16 protein-coding genes, 1 other RNA gene and 1 pseudogene are annotated in these 17272 nt (G+C 61.9%); 10 read left to right on the forward strand and 8 right to left on the reverse strand.

Annotation, left to right across the window (positions count from 1 at the left end):
* Positions 1-5: 5 nt before the first annotated feature.
* Genes K5K89_RS27925 through K5K89_RS27940 form a run of 4 tightly spaced genes read right to left on the reverse strand, consistent with a single transcriptional unit; the run spans position 6 to position 3568 of the window.
* On the reverse strand, positions 6-491 hold the full coding sequence (locus K5K89_RS27925; RefSeq protein ID WP_092241773.1) for a DUF4442 domain-containing protein: 486 nt from the start codon (positions 489-491) through the stop codon (positions 6-8).
* Positions 484-1671, reverse strand: coding sequence for a 2-octaprenyl-6-methoxyphenyl hydroxylase (gene ubiH / locus K5K89_RS27930; RefSeq protein ID WP_071490451.1), 1188 nt, complete (start codon positions 1669-1671; stop codon positions 484-486). The genes K5K89_RS27925 and ubiH overlap by 8 nt, the downstream gene beginning before the upstream one ends.
* Complete coding sequence (pepP, locus tag K5K89_RS27935) at positions 1668-2990, reverse strand: Xaa-Pro aminopeptidase (protein WP_071490452.1); 1323 nt, start codon at positions 2988-2990, stop codon at positions 1668-1670. The genes ubiH and pepP overlap by 4 nt, the downstream gene beginning before the upstream one ends.
* A gap of 20 nt (positions 2991-3010) precedes the next feature.
* Positions 3011-3568, reverse strand: coding sequence for a YecA family protein (locus tag K5K89_RS27940; protein WP_058426458.1), 558 nt, complete (start codon positions 3566-3568; stop codon positions 3011-3013).
* Between the two features lie 138 nt (positions 3569-3706).
* Between K5K89_RS27940 and K5K89_RS27945 the strand changes: the two genes are divergently transcribed.
* From K5K89_RS27945 to K5K89_RS27960, 4 genes are all read left to right on the forward strand, one after another.
* A complete protein-coding gene (locus tag K5K89_RS27945) occupies positions 3707-3916 on the forward strand; it encodes a TIGR02449 family protein (protein WP_007982902.1) in 210 nt (69 codons plus the stop codon).
* On the forward strand, positions 3913-4230 hold the full coding sequence (locus K5K89_RS27950) for a cell division protein ZapA (protein WP_058426457.1): 318 nt from the start codon (positions 3913-3915) through the stop codon (positions 4228-4230). The genes K5K89_RS27945 and K5K89_RS27950 overlap by 4 nt, the downstream gene beginning before the upstream one ends.
* A 30-nt stretch (positions 4231-4260) precedes the next feature.
* A non-coding RNA gene (gene ssrS, locus K5K89_RS27955) (6S RNA) lies at positions 4261-4439 on the forward strand.
* 56 nt (positions 4440-4495) lie between these two features.
* Positions 4496-5125, forward strand: coding sequence for a 5-formyltetrahydrofolate cyclo-ligase (locus K5K89_RS27960; RefSeq protein WP_222540616.1), 630 nt, complete (start codon positions 4496-4498; stop codon positions 5123-5125).
* 7 nt (positions 5126-5132) lie between these two features.
* On the opposite strand, the gene K5K89_RS27965 is transcribed toward K5K89_RS27960, so the two are convergent.
* A complete protein-coding gene (locus K5K89_RS27965) occupies positions 5133-5282 on the reverse strand; it encodes a hypothetical protein (RefSeq protein ID WP_010207387.1) in 150 nt (49 codons plus the stop codon).
* 195 nt (positions 5283-5477) lie between these two features.
* Between K5K89_RS27965 and K5K89_RS27970 the strand changes: the two genes are divergently transcribed.
* The 4 genes from K5K89_RS27970 to K5K89_RS27985 all read left to right on the forward strand — a co-directional run bounded on the left by K5K89_RS27970 (position 5478) and on the right by K5K89_RS27985 (position 10794).
* Positions 5478-5927 (forward strand): EVE domain-containing protein, encoded by a 450-nt coding sequence (locus K5K89_RS27970; protein ID WP_222540617.1) that lies wholly within the window; start codon positions 5478-5480, stop codon positions 5925-5927.
* A 69-nt stretch (positions 5928-5996) separates the two neighbouring features.
* Positions 5997-6962: an HlyD family secretion protein gene (locus K5K89_RS27975; protein WP_222540618.1), complete on the forward strand. Its 966-nt coding sequence runs from the start codon at positions 5997-5999 to the stop codon at positions 6960-6962.
* Positions 6959-9676, forward strand: coding sequence for a ribosome-associated ATPase/putative transporter RbbA (gene rbbA / locus K5K89_RS27980; RefSeq protein WP_222540619.1), 2718 nt, complete (start codon positions 6959-6961; stop codon positions 9674-9676). The genes K5K89_RS27975 and rbbA overlap by 4 nt, the downstream gene beginning before the upstream one ends.
* Positions 9676-10794: an ABC transporter permease gene (locus tag K5K89_RS27985; RefSeq protein WP_071490457.1), complete on the forward strand. Its 1119-nt coding sequence runs from the start codon at positions 9676-9678 to the stop codon at positions 10792-10794. The genes rbbA and K5K89_RS27985 overlap by 1 nt, the downstream gene beginning before the upstream one ends.
* A gap of 96 nt (positions 10795-10890) precedes the next feature.
* Here the strand turns inward: K5K89_RS27985 and K5K89_RS27990 are convergent, their stop codons facing one another.
* A complete protein-coding gene (locus tag K5K89_RS27990; protein ID WP_032884296.1) occupies positions 10891-11298 on the reverse strand; it encodes a flagellar basal body-associated protein FliL in 408 nt (135 codons plus the stop codon).
* A gap of 150 nt (positions 11299-11448) precedes the next feature.
* Here K5K89_RS27990 and K5K89_RS27995 point away from each other — a divergent pair.
* A pseudogene (locus tag K5K89_RS27995) lies at positions 11449-12427 on the forward strand (NADPH:quinone oxidoreductase family protein).
* 187 nt (positions 12428-12614) lie between these two features.
* Positions 12615-13952, forward strand: a complete 1338-nt coding sequence (glpT, locus tag K5K89_RS28000) for a glycerol-3-phosphate transporter (protein WP_025857408.1) — start codon at positions 12615-12617, stop codon at positions 13950-13952.
* Here the strand turns inward: glpT and K5K89_RS28005 are convergent.
* Entirely contained in the window at positions 13949-14602 is a 654-nt protein-coding gene (locus K5K89_RS28005) for a gamma-glutamylcyclotransferase (protein WP_092241762.1), read from the reverse strand. The two genes, glpT and K5K89_RS28005, sit on opposite strands and share 4 nt — an antisense overlap.
* 26 nt (positions 14603-14628) lie before the next feature.
* Positions 14629-17016 (reverse strand): TonB-dependent receptor plug domain-containing protein, encoded by a 2388-nt coding sequence (locus K5K89_RS28010; protein WP_222540620.1) that lies wholly within the window; start codon positions 17014-17016, stop codon positions 14629-14631.
* Positions 17017-17272 lie beyond the last annotated feature (256 nt).

A 17272-nucleotide genomic window follows, 5' to 3' on the forward strand; every position in this document is an offset into this window, starting at 1 on the left:
ATGCTTTAAGCCTGTCTCACTGGCGGCTTGCGCCGCACGTAAAGGGTTTTGTCGACCCGCGCCACCAGGGTGCCGGAGCCGTCATGAATCTGCACCTCGAGGTGGGGCAGGTACTTCTCGCCACCTTCGGTGTGTCGACGGATCTCGTCCAACAAGGTCTCGTCGATGGAGAATTCGGCATACACCGGACCTTTGCCGGGCGAAATGAAATCGATACTCGCCGCCTTGTCCCACACGATGTAGTCGCGGCCCAGGTTCTCCATCAGCATCAACATGTAGAACGGGTCAACCATCGAGTACAGGCTGCCGCCGAATTGCGTGCCGACATAGTTGCGGTTGTACCAGCCCAGGCCCATGCGCACTTTGACGTGACGAAAATCGGCGCTCATGTGCTGCACGCTGACCCCCGCGCCCAGATACGGCGGGTACAGGGTCATGATCCAACGCAACAACCGCGCCTTGCCCAGACGCGCGATCAACCACTTACGCATCGGGGCGCGTGCCCAGGCCCATGGCCTGCCGGGCGAACCAGCGCTTGGCCGGCGGCAACAGGTCCAGGCCCAGCAAACCCAGGTTGCGCCCCACCGCGACCAACGGTTGGGCGCTGCCAAACAGGCGGGTGACCTGGTCGGAGAAGCCCACGGTGAGGCTCTGGTCCAGTCGCTGGCGCTCGCGATAGCCCTGCAAGGTGGCTAAATCACCCGGCACCTGCGGCCCGGCCAGCAAGGCCTCGGCCAGGGCATTCGCGTCACGCAGGGACAGGTTGAAGCCTTGCCCGGCAATCGGGTGCAGGCTGTGGGCGGCATTGCCAAGGATCGCCAGGTGCGAACGCACCTGCTCCTCGGCTTCCACCAGCGTCAGCGGATACAGGTGGCGGGCACCGACCTGCTTGAGGGTGCCCAGGCGATAGCCGAACACACCCTGCAATTCACTCAGGAAACTGCGCTCATCGAGACCGGCCAGGCGCTGCGCATCCATGCCGATGCGGGTCCAGACCAGCGCGCAGCGGTTGTCTGGCAGCGGCAGCAAGGCCATCGGGCCTTCATCGGTGAAGCGCTCGAACGCCTCGCCGTTGTGGGCTTCGCTAGGGGTGATGTTGGCGATCAGCGCGCTCTGATTGTACGGGCGGGTTTTCACGCCAATGCCCAATTGCTCGCGCAGGCCGGAGCGGCCGCCGTCGGCCAGTACGGCAAGATCACACTCCAGCACGGTTTCATCATTGAGGGTCAGGCGGTAGCCATCGGGCAGCGGCTCCATGCGTGTGACCTCGGCCGGGCAACGCCAGCTGACCACGTCTTTGTCCAGGCCTTGCCACAGGCATTGGCCCAGCCAGGCGTTTTCCACCACGTAGCCGAGAGCCGGCACGCCCTCCTCCATCGCGGACAGACGTGCAGTGGAGAAACGGCCACGGTCGGACACATGGATCTGCTTGATCGGCTCGGCGCGGCGGGAAATGTCCTGCCACAGGCCCAGGCGCTGATAGATTTGCCGGGCGCCGAAGGACAGCGCCGACGAACGTGCATCGTAGCTCGGCTGGTAGCTGTCGCCCGGCGCGAAGGGTTCGATCAGCACGATCTTCCAGCCACGGGCCCTGGCCCCGGCCTGCAACGCCAGTGCCAGGCTGGCACCCACCAGGCCGCCGCCGATGATCGCCAGGTTGACCCGGCTCATCGGGCAGCCGCCATCAGCGCTTCGATGTCGGCGACGGTCTTGGGCACGCCGCCGGTCAGGATTTCACAGCCTTGCTTGGTCACTACCACGTCGTCCTCGATGCGTACGCCAATGCCACGCCATTTCTTTGCCACGTTCTGGTTGTCCGGCGAAATGTAGATCCCCGGCTCCACGGTCAACGCCATGCCGACTTCCAGCACACGCCATTCACCGCCCACTTTGTATTCGCCCACATCATGTACATCCATGCCCAGCCAATGACCGGCGCGGTGCATGTAAAACGCCTTATAGGCTTCGCTGGCGATCAGTTCGTCGACGTCACCCTGCAACAATCCCAGCTTGACCAACCCGGCGGTGATGACGTGCACGGTCGCCTCATGGGCCTGGTTCCAATGCTTGTCCGGGGCGATCTCGGCGAAGGCCGCTTCCTGGGAGGCCAGCACAATCTCGTAGATCGCCTTTTGTTCCGGCGAGAACTTGCCATTGACCGGCCAGGTGCGGGTGATGTCGCTGGCATAGCAGTCGATCTCGCAACCGGCGTCGATCAGCACCAGGTCGCCGTCCTTGAGCACCGCGTCATTCTGCTGGTAATGCAGGATGCAGCTGTTGCGCCCGGCGGCGACGATGGAACCGTAGGCCGGCATTTTCGCGCCGCCTTTGCGAAATTCATAATCCAGCTCGGCTTCCAGGCTGAACTCATACAGGCCGGCCCGGCTGGCCTGCATCGCCTTCACGTGGGCCGCGCAGGAGATTCGCGCCGCCTCGCGCATCACCTTCACTTCCGCCGCCGATTTATACAGGCGCATGTCGTGCAACAGATGATCCAGCGCAACGAATTCGTTCGGTGGCTGGGCGCCCAGGTGGGCTTTGGAGCGGATCACGTTGATCCATTCCATCAGGTGCCGGTCGAACTCCGCATTGCTGCCCATGGCCGAGTACACCCGGTCGCGGCCTTCGATGAGGCCGGGCAGGATGTCGTCGATATCGGTGATGGGGAAGGCATCGTCGGCGCCAAAGTCACGGATTGCGCCTTCGGTGCCGGCGCGCAGGCCGTCCCACAGTTCGCGTTCGGCGTTGCGTTCGCGGCAGAACAGCACGTACTCGCCGTGCTGGCGACCGGGCATCAGCACGATCACCGCTTCCGGCTCGGGGAAGCCGCTCAGGTACTGGAAGTCGCTGTCCTGGCGGTAGACATGCTCGACATCACGGTTGCGGATCGCCACGGCGGCGGCCGGCAGGATCGCGATGCTGTTGGGTTCCATCTGCGCCATGAGCGCCTTGCGGCGCCGGGTGTATTCCGCTTTCGGGATATGGATCATGGGCAGATGGGTTTCCTTTCTTAGTGCAGCGAAGGCTTGGGTGCAGCCGGCTCAGCCGATTTTTTGGTCTCGGTGAACAGCAGCAGCGGCGCGACGCGCAGGTATTCCATCACTTCCATGTAGTCGCCCTCACCGTCTTCGGACTCTTCCAGGGCGTCTTGCACCTGGGAGATGGCTGCCAGGTCCTGCAGCACTTCCTTGGCGTCGGTGCTCAGTTCCAGGCCGCCGGCGTTCACGCCGAAACCGTGGAGGAAGCCCTGGCACCATTGGCCCAGTGCGGCGGCACGCTCGGTAAGCGGCGCGTCGTCGGTCGGCAGCAGCAGGACCACGGTGACGTCATCACCGGTCAGCTCGCCCTTGACCATCTCTTGCAGGCCGATCAGCGCGTTGCGCACGTTGTCGGTCGGTTCGGTTTCCAGCAGCTCGGCCACGTCGGCCAGCCAGTTGTCGGCATCAAAGCCGACGCCGGTGCAGCTACGGCCCAGCAACACGCCGTGCAGTTCGGCTGGCGAGCAGGGGTGGCCGCTGGCGCTCAGCAGTTTGGAGAAAGCATCGTATGGGGAGTTCTGAATAGGCATGGTGAGCTAGGCGCCAGACGGCGCAATGTCTAGAATGGAGCGCTGTATCCTAGCACCGGCAGACGTACCAAGACTATCAAGGGCGTCAGATCGTTTATCCTGCAGTTGCCATTCATCAGACAAATCCAGTGGAACCCAATGGAAGACACCGACCTGCAAGCGCTGATGGCCAGACTCGAATTGCTAATTACTCGGGTCGAGCAACTTAAGAGTCAAAACGGACTCCTATTAGCTCAGGAAAAGACCTGGCGCGAGGAACGCGCTCACCTCATTGAAAAAAACGAAATCGCCCGGCGTAAGGTCGAATCGATGATTTCGCGCCTGAAGGCCCTGGAGCAAGACTCATGAGTTCAAGCAATAGCGTCACCGTGCAGATCCTCGACAAAGAATATTCGATCATCTGCCCCCAGGAAGAGCGCAACAACCTGGTGAGCGCCGCCCGCTACCTGGATGGCAAGATGCGTGAAATCCGCAGCAGCGGCAAAGTCATCGGCGCTGACCGCATCGCCGTGATGGCCGCCCTGAACATTACCCACGATCTGCTGCATAAGCAGGAACGCCCTGACGTGCAGGCCAGCGGCTCGACACGTGAGCAGGTGCGTGACTTGCTGGAACGTGTCGATCTGGTGCTTTCCAGCGACCCGGAAGCACCCAAGGGCTGATTGCCGCGACGGTTTAAGGTATACTCGCCCCACTCCCTGGCGTGTTTGCCAGTCGGCGATGTCCCTGAGCCGATTCGCACTACCCTGGAAGTTGCACGTTGGGCTGGTGTGCATGTCCGCTAGACGGAAAGCCTTAAAGCCTACTGCATCTTCCACCTTGAACTTTCGGGTTCAAGGGCTAAGTCGACAGCGGCTCTGTCGGGGAGCCTGAATTCCCAAACTCAATGCCAGTCTCCGGACTGGCATTGTTTTATGAGCCGAAACCATGACCGAACCTGCGCCGCTTTCCCGTCCGCAACTTCGACGCATGTTGCGCAAAGCCCGCCGCGCCCTCACGCCGAGCGAGCAGCGCAAGGCCGCCCGGGGCCTGTATCGGCAACTGGCACAGCATCCGCTGTTTCGCCGGGCCAAACATATCTCTTTGTATCTACCGACGGACGGTGAAATCGATCCGCGCTTGCTGCTGCGCGCCGCCCAGCGCCGGGGCAAGGCCACCTACCTGCCGGTGCTCAGCGCGTGGCCTCGGACCAAGATGGTGTTCCAGCGCGTAAGGCCTGGGGAAAAGCTGCTGCCCAATCGCTTTCGCATCCTGGAGCCCCGGATGAATATCAGCCGCCAACGCAACGTCTGGGCGCTGGAGCTGGTGTTGCTGCCGTTGGTGGGGTTCGATGATGCGGGAGGGCGCTTGGGCATGGGCGGCGGGTTCTACGACCGCAGCCTGGCCTACCTGGCGCGGCGACAGAGCTGGCGCAAGCCGACGCTGCTGGGCCTGGCCCATGAATGTCAGAAGGTCGAACGGTTGGCACAGGCAAGCTGGGATGTGCCGCTGGCGGGCACCGTCACCGATAAGCATTGGTATAGTGCGAAGACGCCACTGGAGTCAGCGGCGCCTTGAAGAAGGGTCAGCGCTTGAACGGTTGTGGCTGCTGCTGAGCCAGTTCAACGGGTGCATCGGTCTTGTTCGACCACAAGCTTTGGGCATACCCGGTGGTCACGACGCCCAGACCAAACAAAATCACCAAAATCCATAGTAAATCCGGTTTACGTTGCATCGATTGCCCCCCTTCAGGCATCTCGTACACGATGACAACAACGTTCCAAAGTAGTCCGTTGCAGCTGCGTCAAGCTTTAAAAGCCGGCATTCTGCGGTAACGTGAACCAACACGCAAACCTTGGCGCCAACCGACTGTCGGTTTGTCATTAAATTGCAGGACAACTTGCCCACTGCTTATTTCAGGAGCCCAAAAATGGCCTATTGGCTGATGAAATCCGAGCCCGACGAGCTCTCCATCAAAGGCCTGGAAAAACTCGGCCAAGCCCGCTGGGACGGGGTGCGCAATTACCAGGCGCGTAACTTCCTGCGGGCCATGGCGGTGGGTGACGAGTTTTTCTTCTATCACTCCAGTTGCCCGGAGCCGGGTATTGCCGGCATCGGCAAAATCATCGAGGCGGCCTATCCGGACCCCACCGCGCTGGAGCCCGAAAGCCACTACTTCGACGCCAAGGCCAGCCCGGAAAAAAATCCGTGGAGCGCGATCAACGTCGCCCATGTCCAGACCTTTCCCAAGGTGCTCGGCCTGGGCTATCTCAAACAGCAAACGGCCCTTGCCGAATTGCCTCTGGTGCAAAAAGGCAGCCGGCTTTCGGTGATGCCCGTCACGCCCGAGCAATGGGCCGCCGTCATCAAGTTGATTTGACTGACCGGCATCAACGCCGCACCGGGGCAAACCGCTCACACTAGGACGCTAACGCCGCAGGAAGCAGCCATGTCGACGAACCACCACACCTCCCGCCTATTCGCCGTTGCCCTCATCGCCCTGTTGCTGGGTGCCGGCGGCTTCGGTTATTGGCGCTCCACCCAGGACCGCCTGCCCGAAGGCCTGAGCATGGGCAATGGGCGCCTGGAATCCACCGAAGTGCAGATCGCTGCCAAGATCCCCGGGCGCCTGGCCGAAGTGCGGGTGGACGAAGGCGATAAGGTGCTCAAAGGCCAACTGCTCGCGCGCATGGACACCCGCACCCTCGAAGCCCAACGCGCCCAGGCCGAAGCCGAAGTGCTGCGCGCCAAGGAAAACTTCGCCGCTGCCGAGGCCAATGTACAACTGCGCCAGAGCGAACAACTGCTGGCCAACCAGGAACTCAAGCGCACCCAGGAGCTGTACAAGCGCGGCTTCACCAGCAGCCAGTTGATCGACCAGCAGCAAGCCCGGCAGAACACCGGCAACGCCGCCGTGATTGCCGCCCAGGCCCAGGTCAATTCGGTGAAAGCCGCGATTGGCGCCGCCCAGGCCCAGGTCGCCCAGCTCACCAGCGAGATCGACGACAGCAGCCTGCGCGCGCCCATCGACGGAATCATCCAGCTGCGCCTGGCCGAGCCCGGCGAAGTGCTCGGCGCGGGTGGCCGCGTGCTGCTACTGATCGACCCTAATGATCAGTACATGAACCTCTACCTGCCCGCTTCCGTGACCGGTCGCCTCACCGTCGGCAGCGACGCACGCATCCTGCTCGACGCCCTGCCCGACCAGCCGCTGCCGGCCAGGATCAGCTTCGTCGCCGCCAAATCCCAGTTCACCCCCAAGGAAGTGGAAACCCGCGACGAACGCCAGAAACTGGTATTCCGCGTCAAACTGCGCCTGACCCAACCCAGCGCCGTGCCCCAGGCCAAACCGGGCATGCCCGGCGCCGGTTATGTGCGCACGGCTGACATTGACTGGCCGGCCAACCTGCAATGACCGCCCTGGCGCTGCAGGCCACGGGGATCAATCATCGCTACGGCAAGCAACAGGCCCTGGTTGATATCACTTTCAGCCTGCCGGCTGGTACGCGCTGCGGGTTGATCGGCCCGGATGGCGCAGGCAAGTCGAGCCTCCTGGGCTTGATCGCCGGGGTTAAAAAGCTCCAGGACGGCCAGTTGCAGGTGCTCGGCGGCGCCATCGAAGATCGCCGCCACCGCAACAGCCTGTACCCGCGCATTGCCTTTATGCCCCAGGGTTTGGGCGGCAACCTGTACCCCGAGCTGTCCATCAGCGAAAACATCCGCTTTTTTGCCACGCTGTTCGGCCTGTCCCAAGCCGATTGCGACCAGCGCATGCACAACCTGCTGCTGGCCACCGACCTCGCGCGTTTCGCCGAACGCCCGGCGGGCAAGCTCTCCGGCGGCATGAAGCAGAAGCTCGGTTTGTGCTGCGCGCTGATCCACGACCCGGACCTGCTGATCCTCGACGAACCCACCACCGGCGTCGACCCGCTGTCACGTCGGCGCTTCTGGGAACTGGTCGACAGCGTACGCAGCGAACGCCCGCAACTGACGCTGCTGGTGGCCACGGCCTACATGGAAGAGGCCGAGCAGTTCGAACACTGCCTGATGCTCGATCGCGGCAAGCTGATCGCCGATGGCCTGAGCAGCGACTTGGCCGCCGCGACACCCAGCGGCAAGCTGGACGAAGCCTTCACCCACTTCCAGGGTGACAGCGCTCACGACAACCAGCCGCTGGTGATCCCGCCGAGGCAAAGCGACAACACCGATATCGCCATCGAGGCCCATGACCTGACCCTGCGTTTTGGCGATTTCACCGCAGTGAACAAGGTCAGCTTCGCCATTGGTCGCGGCGAGATCTTCGGTTTCCTCGGCTCCAACGGCTGCGGCAAGACCACCACCATGAAAGTCCTCACCGGGCTGATGCCGGCCACCGAGGGCAGCGCGACGCTGCTGGGCAACCCGGTGAACGCCAAGGACCTGGCCACCCGCAAGCGCGTGGGTTTCATGTCGCAAAGCTTCTCGCTGTACGGCGAACTCAGCGTGCGCCAGAACCTGGTGCTGCATGCGCAACTGTTCGACCTGCCCAAGGCGGACAGCGGCCCGCGCATCGATGAGCTGATCCAGCGTTTCGACCTCGGTGACGTCGCCGAGCAACCGTCCGGCGAGCTGCCCTTGGGCCTGCGGCAGCGCTTGTCATTGGCGGTGGCGGTGCTGCATCGTCCGGAAGTGCTGATTCTCGACGAGCCCACCTCGGGCGTCGACCCGGCCGCCAGGGAAGACTTCTGGCGATTGCTGATCGAGCTGTCCCGCGAGCAAGGCGTGACCATCTTCCTGTCCACACACTTCATGAACGAAGCCCAGCGCTGCGACCGCATCTCCTTGATGCACGCGGGCAAGGTGCTGGCCTGCGATACGCCGGATGCGCTGCAACAGCAATTCCACGGCGATACGTTGGAAGCGGCGTTCGTCACCTGCCTGGAGCGCGCCCAGGGCGAAGCCGAGCCTACTGCGCCCGCCAAGACTGTCAGCGAAACCAGCACACCGCCCATGAGTAAACGGGGGTTCAGCCTGGCCCGGCTAGCGGCCGTGGCCAGCCGCGAAGGCAAGGAACTGCTGCGCGACAGAGTGCGCATGGCCTTCGCCCTGCTGGGGGCGATGTTCATGATGGTGATCTTCGGCTATGGCATTTCCCTGGATGTGGAAAACCTCGCCTTCGCCGTCTACGACCAGGACCAGACGCCGCAAAGCCGCGCCTACCTGGAGGCGTTTCGCAGTTCGCGCTATTTCGCCGAGCAAGCGCCGATCCAGGACTCGACGGAACTGCACCGGCGCCTGCAACGTTCAGAAATCAAACTGGCCCTGGAGATCCCGCCTGGTTTTGGTCGCGATCTCTATGCCGGCCGCCAGCCTACAGTGGCCGCGTGGCTGGACGGCGGCATGCCGTTTCGCGCGGAAACCAGCCGTAACTATGTCGAGGCCGTGCATCAGGAGAACCTGCAGCAACTGGCCGAACTGAGCAGCCTGCCGCGCAACACCCCGGCCGCCGCCAGGCTGGAAACGCGCTTTCGCTATAACCAGGACGTGGTTAGCGTGAATGCCATAGGCCCCGGCGTGATGGCGCTGATCCTGGCATTTATCCCGGCCATGCTCACCGCGCTCGGCATCGTGCGCGAAAAGGAGCTGGGCTCGATCACCAACTTCTACGCCACGCCGCTGACCCGACTGGAGTTCCTGCTCGGCAAACAGGCACCGTACCTGGCCGTGAGCCTGGTCAACCTGGCGGTATTGGTGGCGATGAACCGCTGGCTGTTCGGCGTACCCTTCAAGGGCAGCGCCCTCACCCTGGCGTTCGGCGGCCTGCTCTACGTGCTGGCGACCACCAGCATGGGCCTGCTGATTTCGGCCTTCACCCGCACGCAGATCGCGGCGATCCTCGGCACCATGATCATCACCAGCTTGCCGACGATCCAGTTCTCCGGGCTGATCGTGCCGCGCTCGTCCCTGGAGGGCGCGGCGGCCTTGATGGGTATGCTGTTTCCGGCGGGGCACTTCCTGGACATTGCCGTGGGCACCTTCACCAAGGCCCTGGACCTGCGCCAGTTGTGGCCCCAGTGCCTGGCGCTGTTCGGGTTCTTCGTCGGGTTTACCGGGCTGAGCCTGGTCATGCTCAAGAAGCAGGAGGCCTGATGCATAAGTTCGCGCACATTCTGCGACTGGGAATCAAGGAACTGACCAGCCTGCGCCACGACAGCGTATTGCTGCTGTTTCTGTTCTACGCCTTCACCGTCGCCATCTATATGCCCGCCGCCGGTTCGGTGATCGGTGTGCACAATGCCAGCGTAGCGTTTGTCGATGAAGACCACAGCGCCCTCTCACGGCAGATGGCCGAAGCGCTGCAACCGCCCGAATTCCAGGCGCCTGCACCGTTGGTCTATGACCAATTGGACAGGGTCATGGACAGCGGCAAGTACACCTTCGTAATCAATGTGCCGGCGAACTTCCAGGCGGACCTGTTGGCGGGGCGCCAGCCGGGGGTGCAGGTGAATGTGGATGCCACGGCGATGAGCCAGGCGTTCATGGGGGCGGGCTATATCGGGCGGATTTTCCAGCGAGAACTGCTGACCTACAGCGGACAAGCCGATGCCGCCAGCCGGGCACCCGCGCAGCTCACTACCCGGGCGCTGTTCAACACCAATCTGGAGGGCGGCTGGTTCCTGGCGGTGATCCAGATCGTCAACAACATCACCATCCTCGCCATTATCCTCACCGGCACTGCCCTGCTGCGTGAGCGTGAACACGGCACCCTCGACCACCTGCTGGTGCTGCCGCTGACGGCGCTGGAAATCATGCTGGCAAAAATCTGGAGCAACATGCTGGTGGTGGTGCTGTGCACCTGGCTGTCGCTGGAGGTGGTGGTCAAAGGCTTGCTCGGTGTACCACTGGCCGGATCGCTGGGGTTGTTCCTGTTCGTGACAGCGCTGTACCTGTTTGCCAGCACGGCGCTGGGGATTTTCCTCGCCACGCTTGCCCGTTCGACGCCGCAATTCGGCCTGCTGGCGATTCCGGTGATTATCCCGATGCTGTTGCTCTCAGGCGGCAGTACGCCGCTGGACAGCATGCCCGAGTGGTTGCAGTGGGTGATGCAGGGGTCGCCGTCGACGCATTTTGTGAGTTTGAGTGCGGCGATTCTGTTTCGTGATGCAGGGGTGAGCGTGGTGTGGCCGGACTTGCTGGCGCTGGCGGGGATTGGGTTGGTGTTTTTTGTGGTGGCGTTGGCGCGGTTCAGGAAGAGCCTGGCGTCCTGAGGCGCCTGTACCGCCGTCATCGGGGGCAAGCCCCCTCCCACATTTGATCGCATTCCAACTGTGGGAGGGGGCTTGCCCCCGATGGGCGCGCTGCGGTTACTGGATGATCAGGTTGTTGAACAACAGGTCTTCCACCACCGGTTTGCCGGTTTCGTCGTTCATCACTTGCTGGGTCTGCTTCAGGGCTTCCTGGCGCAGTTTTTCCTTGCCCTCGACGGTGCTCATCGCCTCGTTGGTCTGCTGGGTGAACAGCGCCACCAACTGGTTACGGATCAACGCATCGTTGGCTTTGACGGCGGCGGCCGCTTCGGTGCCGGTCACGCGCAGGGCGATGTCGGCCTTGAACACCTTGAGTTTCGCCGTGCCATCCAGGCCGTAGTTGCCCACGAACGGCGGGCTCAGGCTGATATAGCTGACCTTCGGCGCCTCGCCTTCTTTGGCTTCTTCGGCCTGGGCCGCCATCGGCAAGGTCAGGGCCAGCATCAACAGGATCCACGCTTTCACAGTTCATTCCTCACATTCGGTTGCCGGGTAGCATAACGCTAGCAAGGCAGAGCACAAGCTTATGGCGGCTTATCAGGCCTGGGCATGCTCGTTGACCCACGGGCGTACCCTCCTACACTTATCGGCCACGACGCCAAAAGGAATAGTCCGATGAAAGCTGTGCTGTGCAAAGCCTTCGGCCCTGCCGAAACCCTGGTGCTGGAAGATGTCGCAAGCCCTGCGATCAAGAAGAACGAAATCCTGCTGGACGTGCACGCGGCCGGGGTCAACTTCCCGGATACGCTGATCATCGAGGGCAAGTACCAGTTCAAGCCGCCCTTTCCGTTCTCGCCGGGTGGCGAGGCGGCAGGCGTGGTCAGTGAAGTGGGCGAAAAAGTCGGCCACCTGAAAGTCGGTGACCGGGTCATGGCGCTGACCGGCTGGGGCAGCTTTGCCGAACAGGTCGCGGTGCCGGGCTATAACGTACTGCCGATCCCGCCGAGCATGGATTTCAACACCGCCGCCGCGTTCAGCATGACCTACGGCACGTCGATGCACGCGCTCAAGCAACGGGCCAACCTGCAAGCCGGCGAAACCCTGCTGGTACTCGGCGCTTCCGGTGGCGTGGGCCTGGCCGCCGTGGAAATCGGCAAAGCCATGGGCGCCCGTGTGATCGCCGCCGCCAGCAGCGCCGACAAACTCGCGGTGGCCAAGGCCGCCGGCGCCGATGAGTTGATCAACTACAGCGAAGCCAGCCTGAAAGACGAGATCAAGCGCCTCACGGACGGCAATGGCGCCGATGTGATCTACGACCCGGTGGGGGGGCGACCTGTTTGACCAGGCCATTCGCGCCATCGCCTGGAACGGCCGCTTGCTGGTGGTGGGGTTTGCCAGCGGGCGCATTCCGGAGTTGCCGGTGAACCTGGCGCTGCTCAAAGGCGCGGCGGTGGTAGGGGTGTTCTGGGGTTCGTTCGCTCAGCGCCAGCCGCAGGATAATGCGGCGAACTTCCAGCAGTTGTTCACCTGGTACGGCGAGGGCAAGTTGAAGCCGTTGGTGTCGCAGGTGTATCCGCTGGAACAGGCCGCCCAGGCAATCAATGACCTGGGGCAGCGCAAGGCGGTTGGTAAAGTGGTCGTCCAGACTCGATAAAAAATTTGAAATAGGGTCAATGTGGGAGGGGCAAGCCCCCCTCACACATTTTGATCTCCGGTGTTCGTAAGGGAACATTCATTAGGGTTCATTTCTTGTTGTTTACAGATAAGAGGCGATGCTATTTTCGGTAACGAAACTGTAACATTCGCATCCGCAGTCAAAACAAGAAATCTGGAGCTCTTGAATGTTTGCTTTCTTTCGTCCTGCCGCACATCAGGCGCCCCTGCCTGAAGAAAAAATAGACAGTACCTACCGACGCCTGCGCTGGCAGATCTTCGCCGGTATTTTCTTCGGTTACGCCGGGTACTACCTGCTGCGCAAGAACTTCTCCCTGGCCATGCCTTACCTGATCGACGAGGGCTATACCCGCGGCGAACTGGGCCTGGCGATGTCGGCTATCGCGATTGCCTACGGCCTGTCCAAGTTCCTCATGGGCCTGGTGTCCGACCGCTCCAACCCGCGCTACTTCCTGCCCTTCGGCCTGCTGGTTTCCGCCGGGGTGATGTTCATTTTCGGTTTCGCACCTTGGGCGACGTCCAGCGTGACCATGATGTTCATTTTGCTGTTCATCAACGGTTGGGCCCAGGGCATGGGCTGGCCGCCAAGTGGACGGACCATGGTGCACTGGTGGTCGCAGAAAGAACGCGGCGGCGTGGTGTCGGTGTGGAACGTGGCGCACAACGTCGGCGGCGGCCTGATCGGCCCGCTGTTCCTGCTGGGCATGGCCTGGTTCAACGACTGGCACGCGGCGTTCTACGTACCGGCCACCGTGGCGTTGCTGGTCGCGGCCTTTGCCTTCATCACCATGCGCGACACCCCGCAATCGGTAGGCCTGCCGCCAATCGAGCAATACAAGAACGATTACCCGGAAGGCTACGACGCCAGCCACGAAGACGAATTCAGCGCCAAGGAAATCTTCGTCAAGTACGTGCTGCGCAACAAAATGCTGTGGTACATCGCCTTCGCCAACGTGTTTGTCTACCTGCTGCGCTATGGCGTACTGGACTGGGCACCGACCTACCTGAAAGAAGCCAAGCACTTCACGGTGGATAAATCGTCGTGGGCGTACTTCTTCTATGAGTGGGCCGGTATCCCGGGCACGCTGTTGTGCGGCTGGATGTCGGACAAGATCTTCCGTGGCAACCGTGGCCTGACCGGCATCGTGTTCATGGCGTTGGTGACTGTGGCGACCCTGGTGTACTGGCTCAACCCGCCGGGCAACCCGATGATCGACATGATCGCGCTGTTCTCCATCGGCTTCCTGATCTACGGCCCAGTGATGCTGATCGGCCTGCAGGCGCTGGAACTGGCACCGAAGAAAGCCGCCGGCACCGCTGCGGGCTTCACCGGCCTGTTCGGTTACCTGGGCGGCTCGGTGGCTGCCAGTGCGGCCATGGGTTACACCGTGGACCATTTCGGCTGGGACGGTGGTTTCGTGCTGCTGATCGGCGCGTGCCTGCTGGCAATCGCCTTTCTGATCCCAACGCTGTGGCACACCAACAGCGTCAGCTCGGCGCGTTAACCGCCTGGGCAATCCTTTGCACAGCGCTTGAGCCGCGCCTCCAGGTTCTTATCTGGCATGGCGTGGCTACGTAGGGCGTTGACGGTCTGCTCGACATAATCGCGAGTGGTGCCGTAACGCCCGCAAGCGCTTTGCAGCACATGGTTCAGCACGATATCGGGCAAGTTACCGGCGTAACTGGGCAAGTGCCGTTCCAACACAAACCCCAGCGCCTGTACGGTATTGCCATCTTCCAGACGGCAGCTGAGCCAGTGTGGCCGGTAGGACGGGTAAGGCATCTCGCGCTGCCACAGGGCGTACAGCGAGGCCTCCAACTGATCGTCCGGCAAACGGTAGGCAAACCCGCTGCAGGAGCCGCCGCGATCCAGACCAAACACCAATCCCGGCAACTCCGGTGTCCCCCGATGCTCATGGGACCACAGGTACAGGCCCCGGTGATAACCGTGGACCCGTGCCCGCACCCGCTCGGTCGAGGAGCATTCAGGGCGCCAGATCAGCGAACCATAAGCGAATAACCAGACCGGCCCACCCTTATGCCGCGCCATAGTGGCCTGCATCGAGCTCATCAACTGTTCGTGAGTGAGTTGCGGCCCAAGATCGAGCCGCGGAGGGTAAGCCAATTGCAAGAGATCGGATTCAATAACGGTCATGGCAAATCGCTTAGGTCTCCTGTGCTTTACCAGTTGTAGGCAACTTTACCGTAATAGAACGCACCGCTGTAACCGTACGGCGAAAAAGTGCTATAGGCCAAATTCCCACCGCTGCTGGCAAACGCGTTGACCTTCTCCGGATATTTATCGGTGACGTTGTCGCCGCCCAGGGTGAAGGTCCAGTTCTTCAACTTGTAGTCCGCCGACAAATCCAGGACCCAGGCCGCCTTGAAGGTCTGGTCGTTGACCTTGTCGGCCTGGTAGCTGGTGAATTCACCATAGCGCACCAGGTTACTGTGCAGCGCCCAATTGCCGAATGTGAAGTCGTTACCCAGGCTCAGTTTGTGTTCAGGCGTGGTATCGCCCAACAAACCGCTCTTCTCGCGACGGTCCACCCGCACCAGGTTGGCACCCAGGCTATCGAGGATGGCCGGGTTGGGCTTCACGTCCGTCACCCGGGTGTGGTTGTAGTTGTAGCCTACGGTGCTGTTCCAACGGATGCCGTTATCGAACTGATAGCGATAGTTGGCCACCAGGTCGATGCCGTCGGTGCTGGTGTCGGTGGCGTTGGTGAAGTAGCGGGCAGTGGTGTAGTTGATATTGCCGACACCATTGGCGCGCAGATAGGCCTGGGTGGCCGGGTCCAGGTTGAGGTTGGACGACAGACTGATACGGTCGCGGATATCGATGCGGTACACGTCCACCGTTACCGTCAGGTCGTCGGCAGGTTCCAGTACCAGGCCAAGGCTGTAGTTGCGCGACTTCTCGGCCTTGAGATCTTCCGCGCCCAGCAGGCGGGCCACCTGGCTCGACGCCGGGAAGGTGCCGGCCTCGCGGATGTCACTGCCGATCAACTGCGACGAGGTAAACGCGAAGTTCTGCTGCGCCAGGGACGGTGCGCGGAAACCGTTGGAGATACTGCCGCGCAAGGCCACCTGCGGGGTGAAGTCGTAACGGGCCGACAGCGAGCCGCTGACATTGGAACCGAAGTCACTGTAATCCTCATGCCGCACGGCGGCCGATGCGCTGAGTTTTTCGGTGAAGTTGGTTTCCAGGTCCAGGTACTGGGCCCAGTTGTGGCGCGAACTGCTGCCGGCGTCGGCATCACGGAAGCCACCGAGGCCCGAGCTGCCGGTCTGGTAGTAGGACGCCGGTTCACCCGCTTCAATCTCGTAACCCTGGCGCAGGTATTCACCGCCAAAGGCCACGGAGACCGGGTATGGCAGCAAGCCCACGTCGAACTCACGGGACAGGTCGAGGCTGACTTGCTTCTGGTCGTTGCTCAGGGTGCCGTTGTCGAACTTGCGCGGCGTGGCCAGGCCCAGGGAGGTGTTGATGGTTTCCGTGCCCAGCTCGTATTGGTTCTTGCCGTAGTTGGCCGACAGGTCGTAATGCCAGTCGTAGGCCAACAGCCCACGCAGGCCCACCACCAGCGAGGTGTCTTCCAGGTTGCCCTTGATCAGCGGCAGATAACCGTTGGGGTTGAGCGCCGGGATGTTATTGGACGCGTTGCTCGCCCGGTAGAACGCCGCCGTCTCACCGCGCCGCTTACTGTAGCCGCCGAAGGTGTAGAAATCGGCGGCATCGTTGAACGAATATTCCGAGTTGAACTGGAACTTGCCTTCATTGGTGGCCGGTTCACCCTGGCGAAACACGCGCTGGCCGTAGGTGGTGGAGCCGACACTGCCTGGGCGGTAATCATCTCCCGCACGGTTGGTGTAATCGTTATCGGCACCTTCGGCCGAGAGGTTGATAAAGCCGTTATCGCCCAACGCCAGGCCAGTATTGCCGCTGACATTACGCTGGATACCGTCGCCCTTCTTGTATTCGCCGAACTTGGTAGAGATCGATCCGCCATGGTCGGCGTGCTTGAGGATCACGTTGATCACCCCGGCAATGGCGTCCGAGCCGTAGCGCGCGGAAGCGCCATCGCGCAGTACCTCGATATGGTCTACCGCCGACAGCGGGATCGCATTCAGGTCCGCCGGCGCCGAGCCGCGACCCACCGCACCGCCCAGGTTGACGAACGCGCTGGTATGGCGACGCTTGCCATTGACCAGCACCAGCACCTGATCTGGCGACAGGCCACGCAACTGCGCAGGACGCACCAGCTCAGCACCGTCCACCAGGCTCGGGCGCGGGAAGTTGATCGACGGAATCAGCCGCGCCAGCACTGCGCCCAGCTCATCGGAGCCGGTGCTGCGCAGGGTATCGCCGGAAATCACATCGATGGGTGACAGCGAAGCACTGGCCGTACGCTCCTGGGCTCGGGTGCCGGTGACGATCACGGTGTCGAGCCTGGGTGCATCGGTAGCCGAGGTTTCGGCCGCGAAGACAGGATTGAACCCCACGACGGTCAGCAAATTGGCTGACAAAATCGCCGTGTACAGCGCGTGTTGCTTGTAGCTCCCCATACCGCTCCCCTTTGAATCAAAAAACCAGAACGTCGCGTTCTGAGTTCATACGATCGGTCCGGCTGGCGGGCGGTGGCGGTCAGTGATTGGTGGTTGTGAATGAGTCGGTAGTCCGTTGCGATATAGCTTAAGGATATTCATGTAACAAATTAAATACCTTTAAAGCATAAGCGATTGCATATGCAAACTCGCCCATTCGTCAGGATTGCGCGTGCCAATCCCGATAGTTTCAGCCCCGGTTCAGCCTGGGAACGCG

It is taken from the genome of Pseudomonas sp. DR208, assembly GCF_019823005.1.
GTDB classification, from domain to species: domain Bacteria; phylum Pseudomonadota; class Gammaproteobacteria; order Pseudomonadales; family Pseudomonadaceae; genus Aquipseudomonas; species Aquipseudomonas extremorientalis.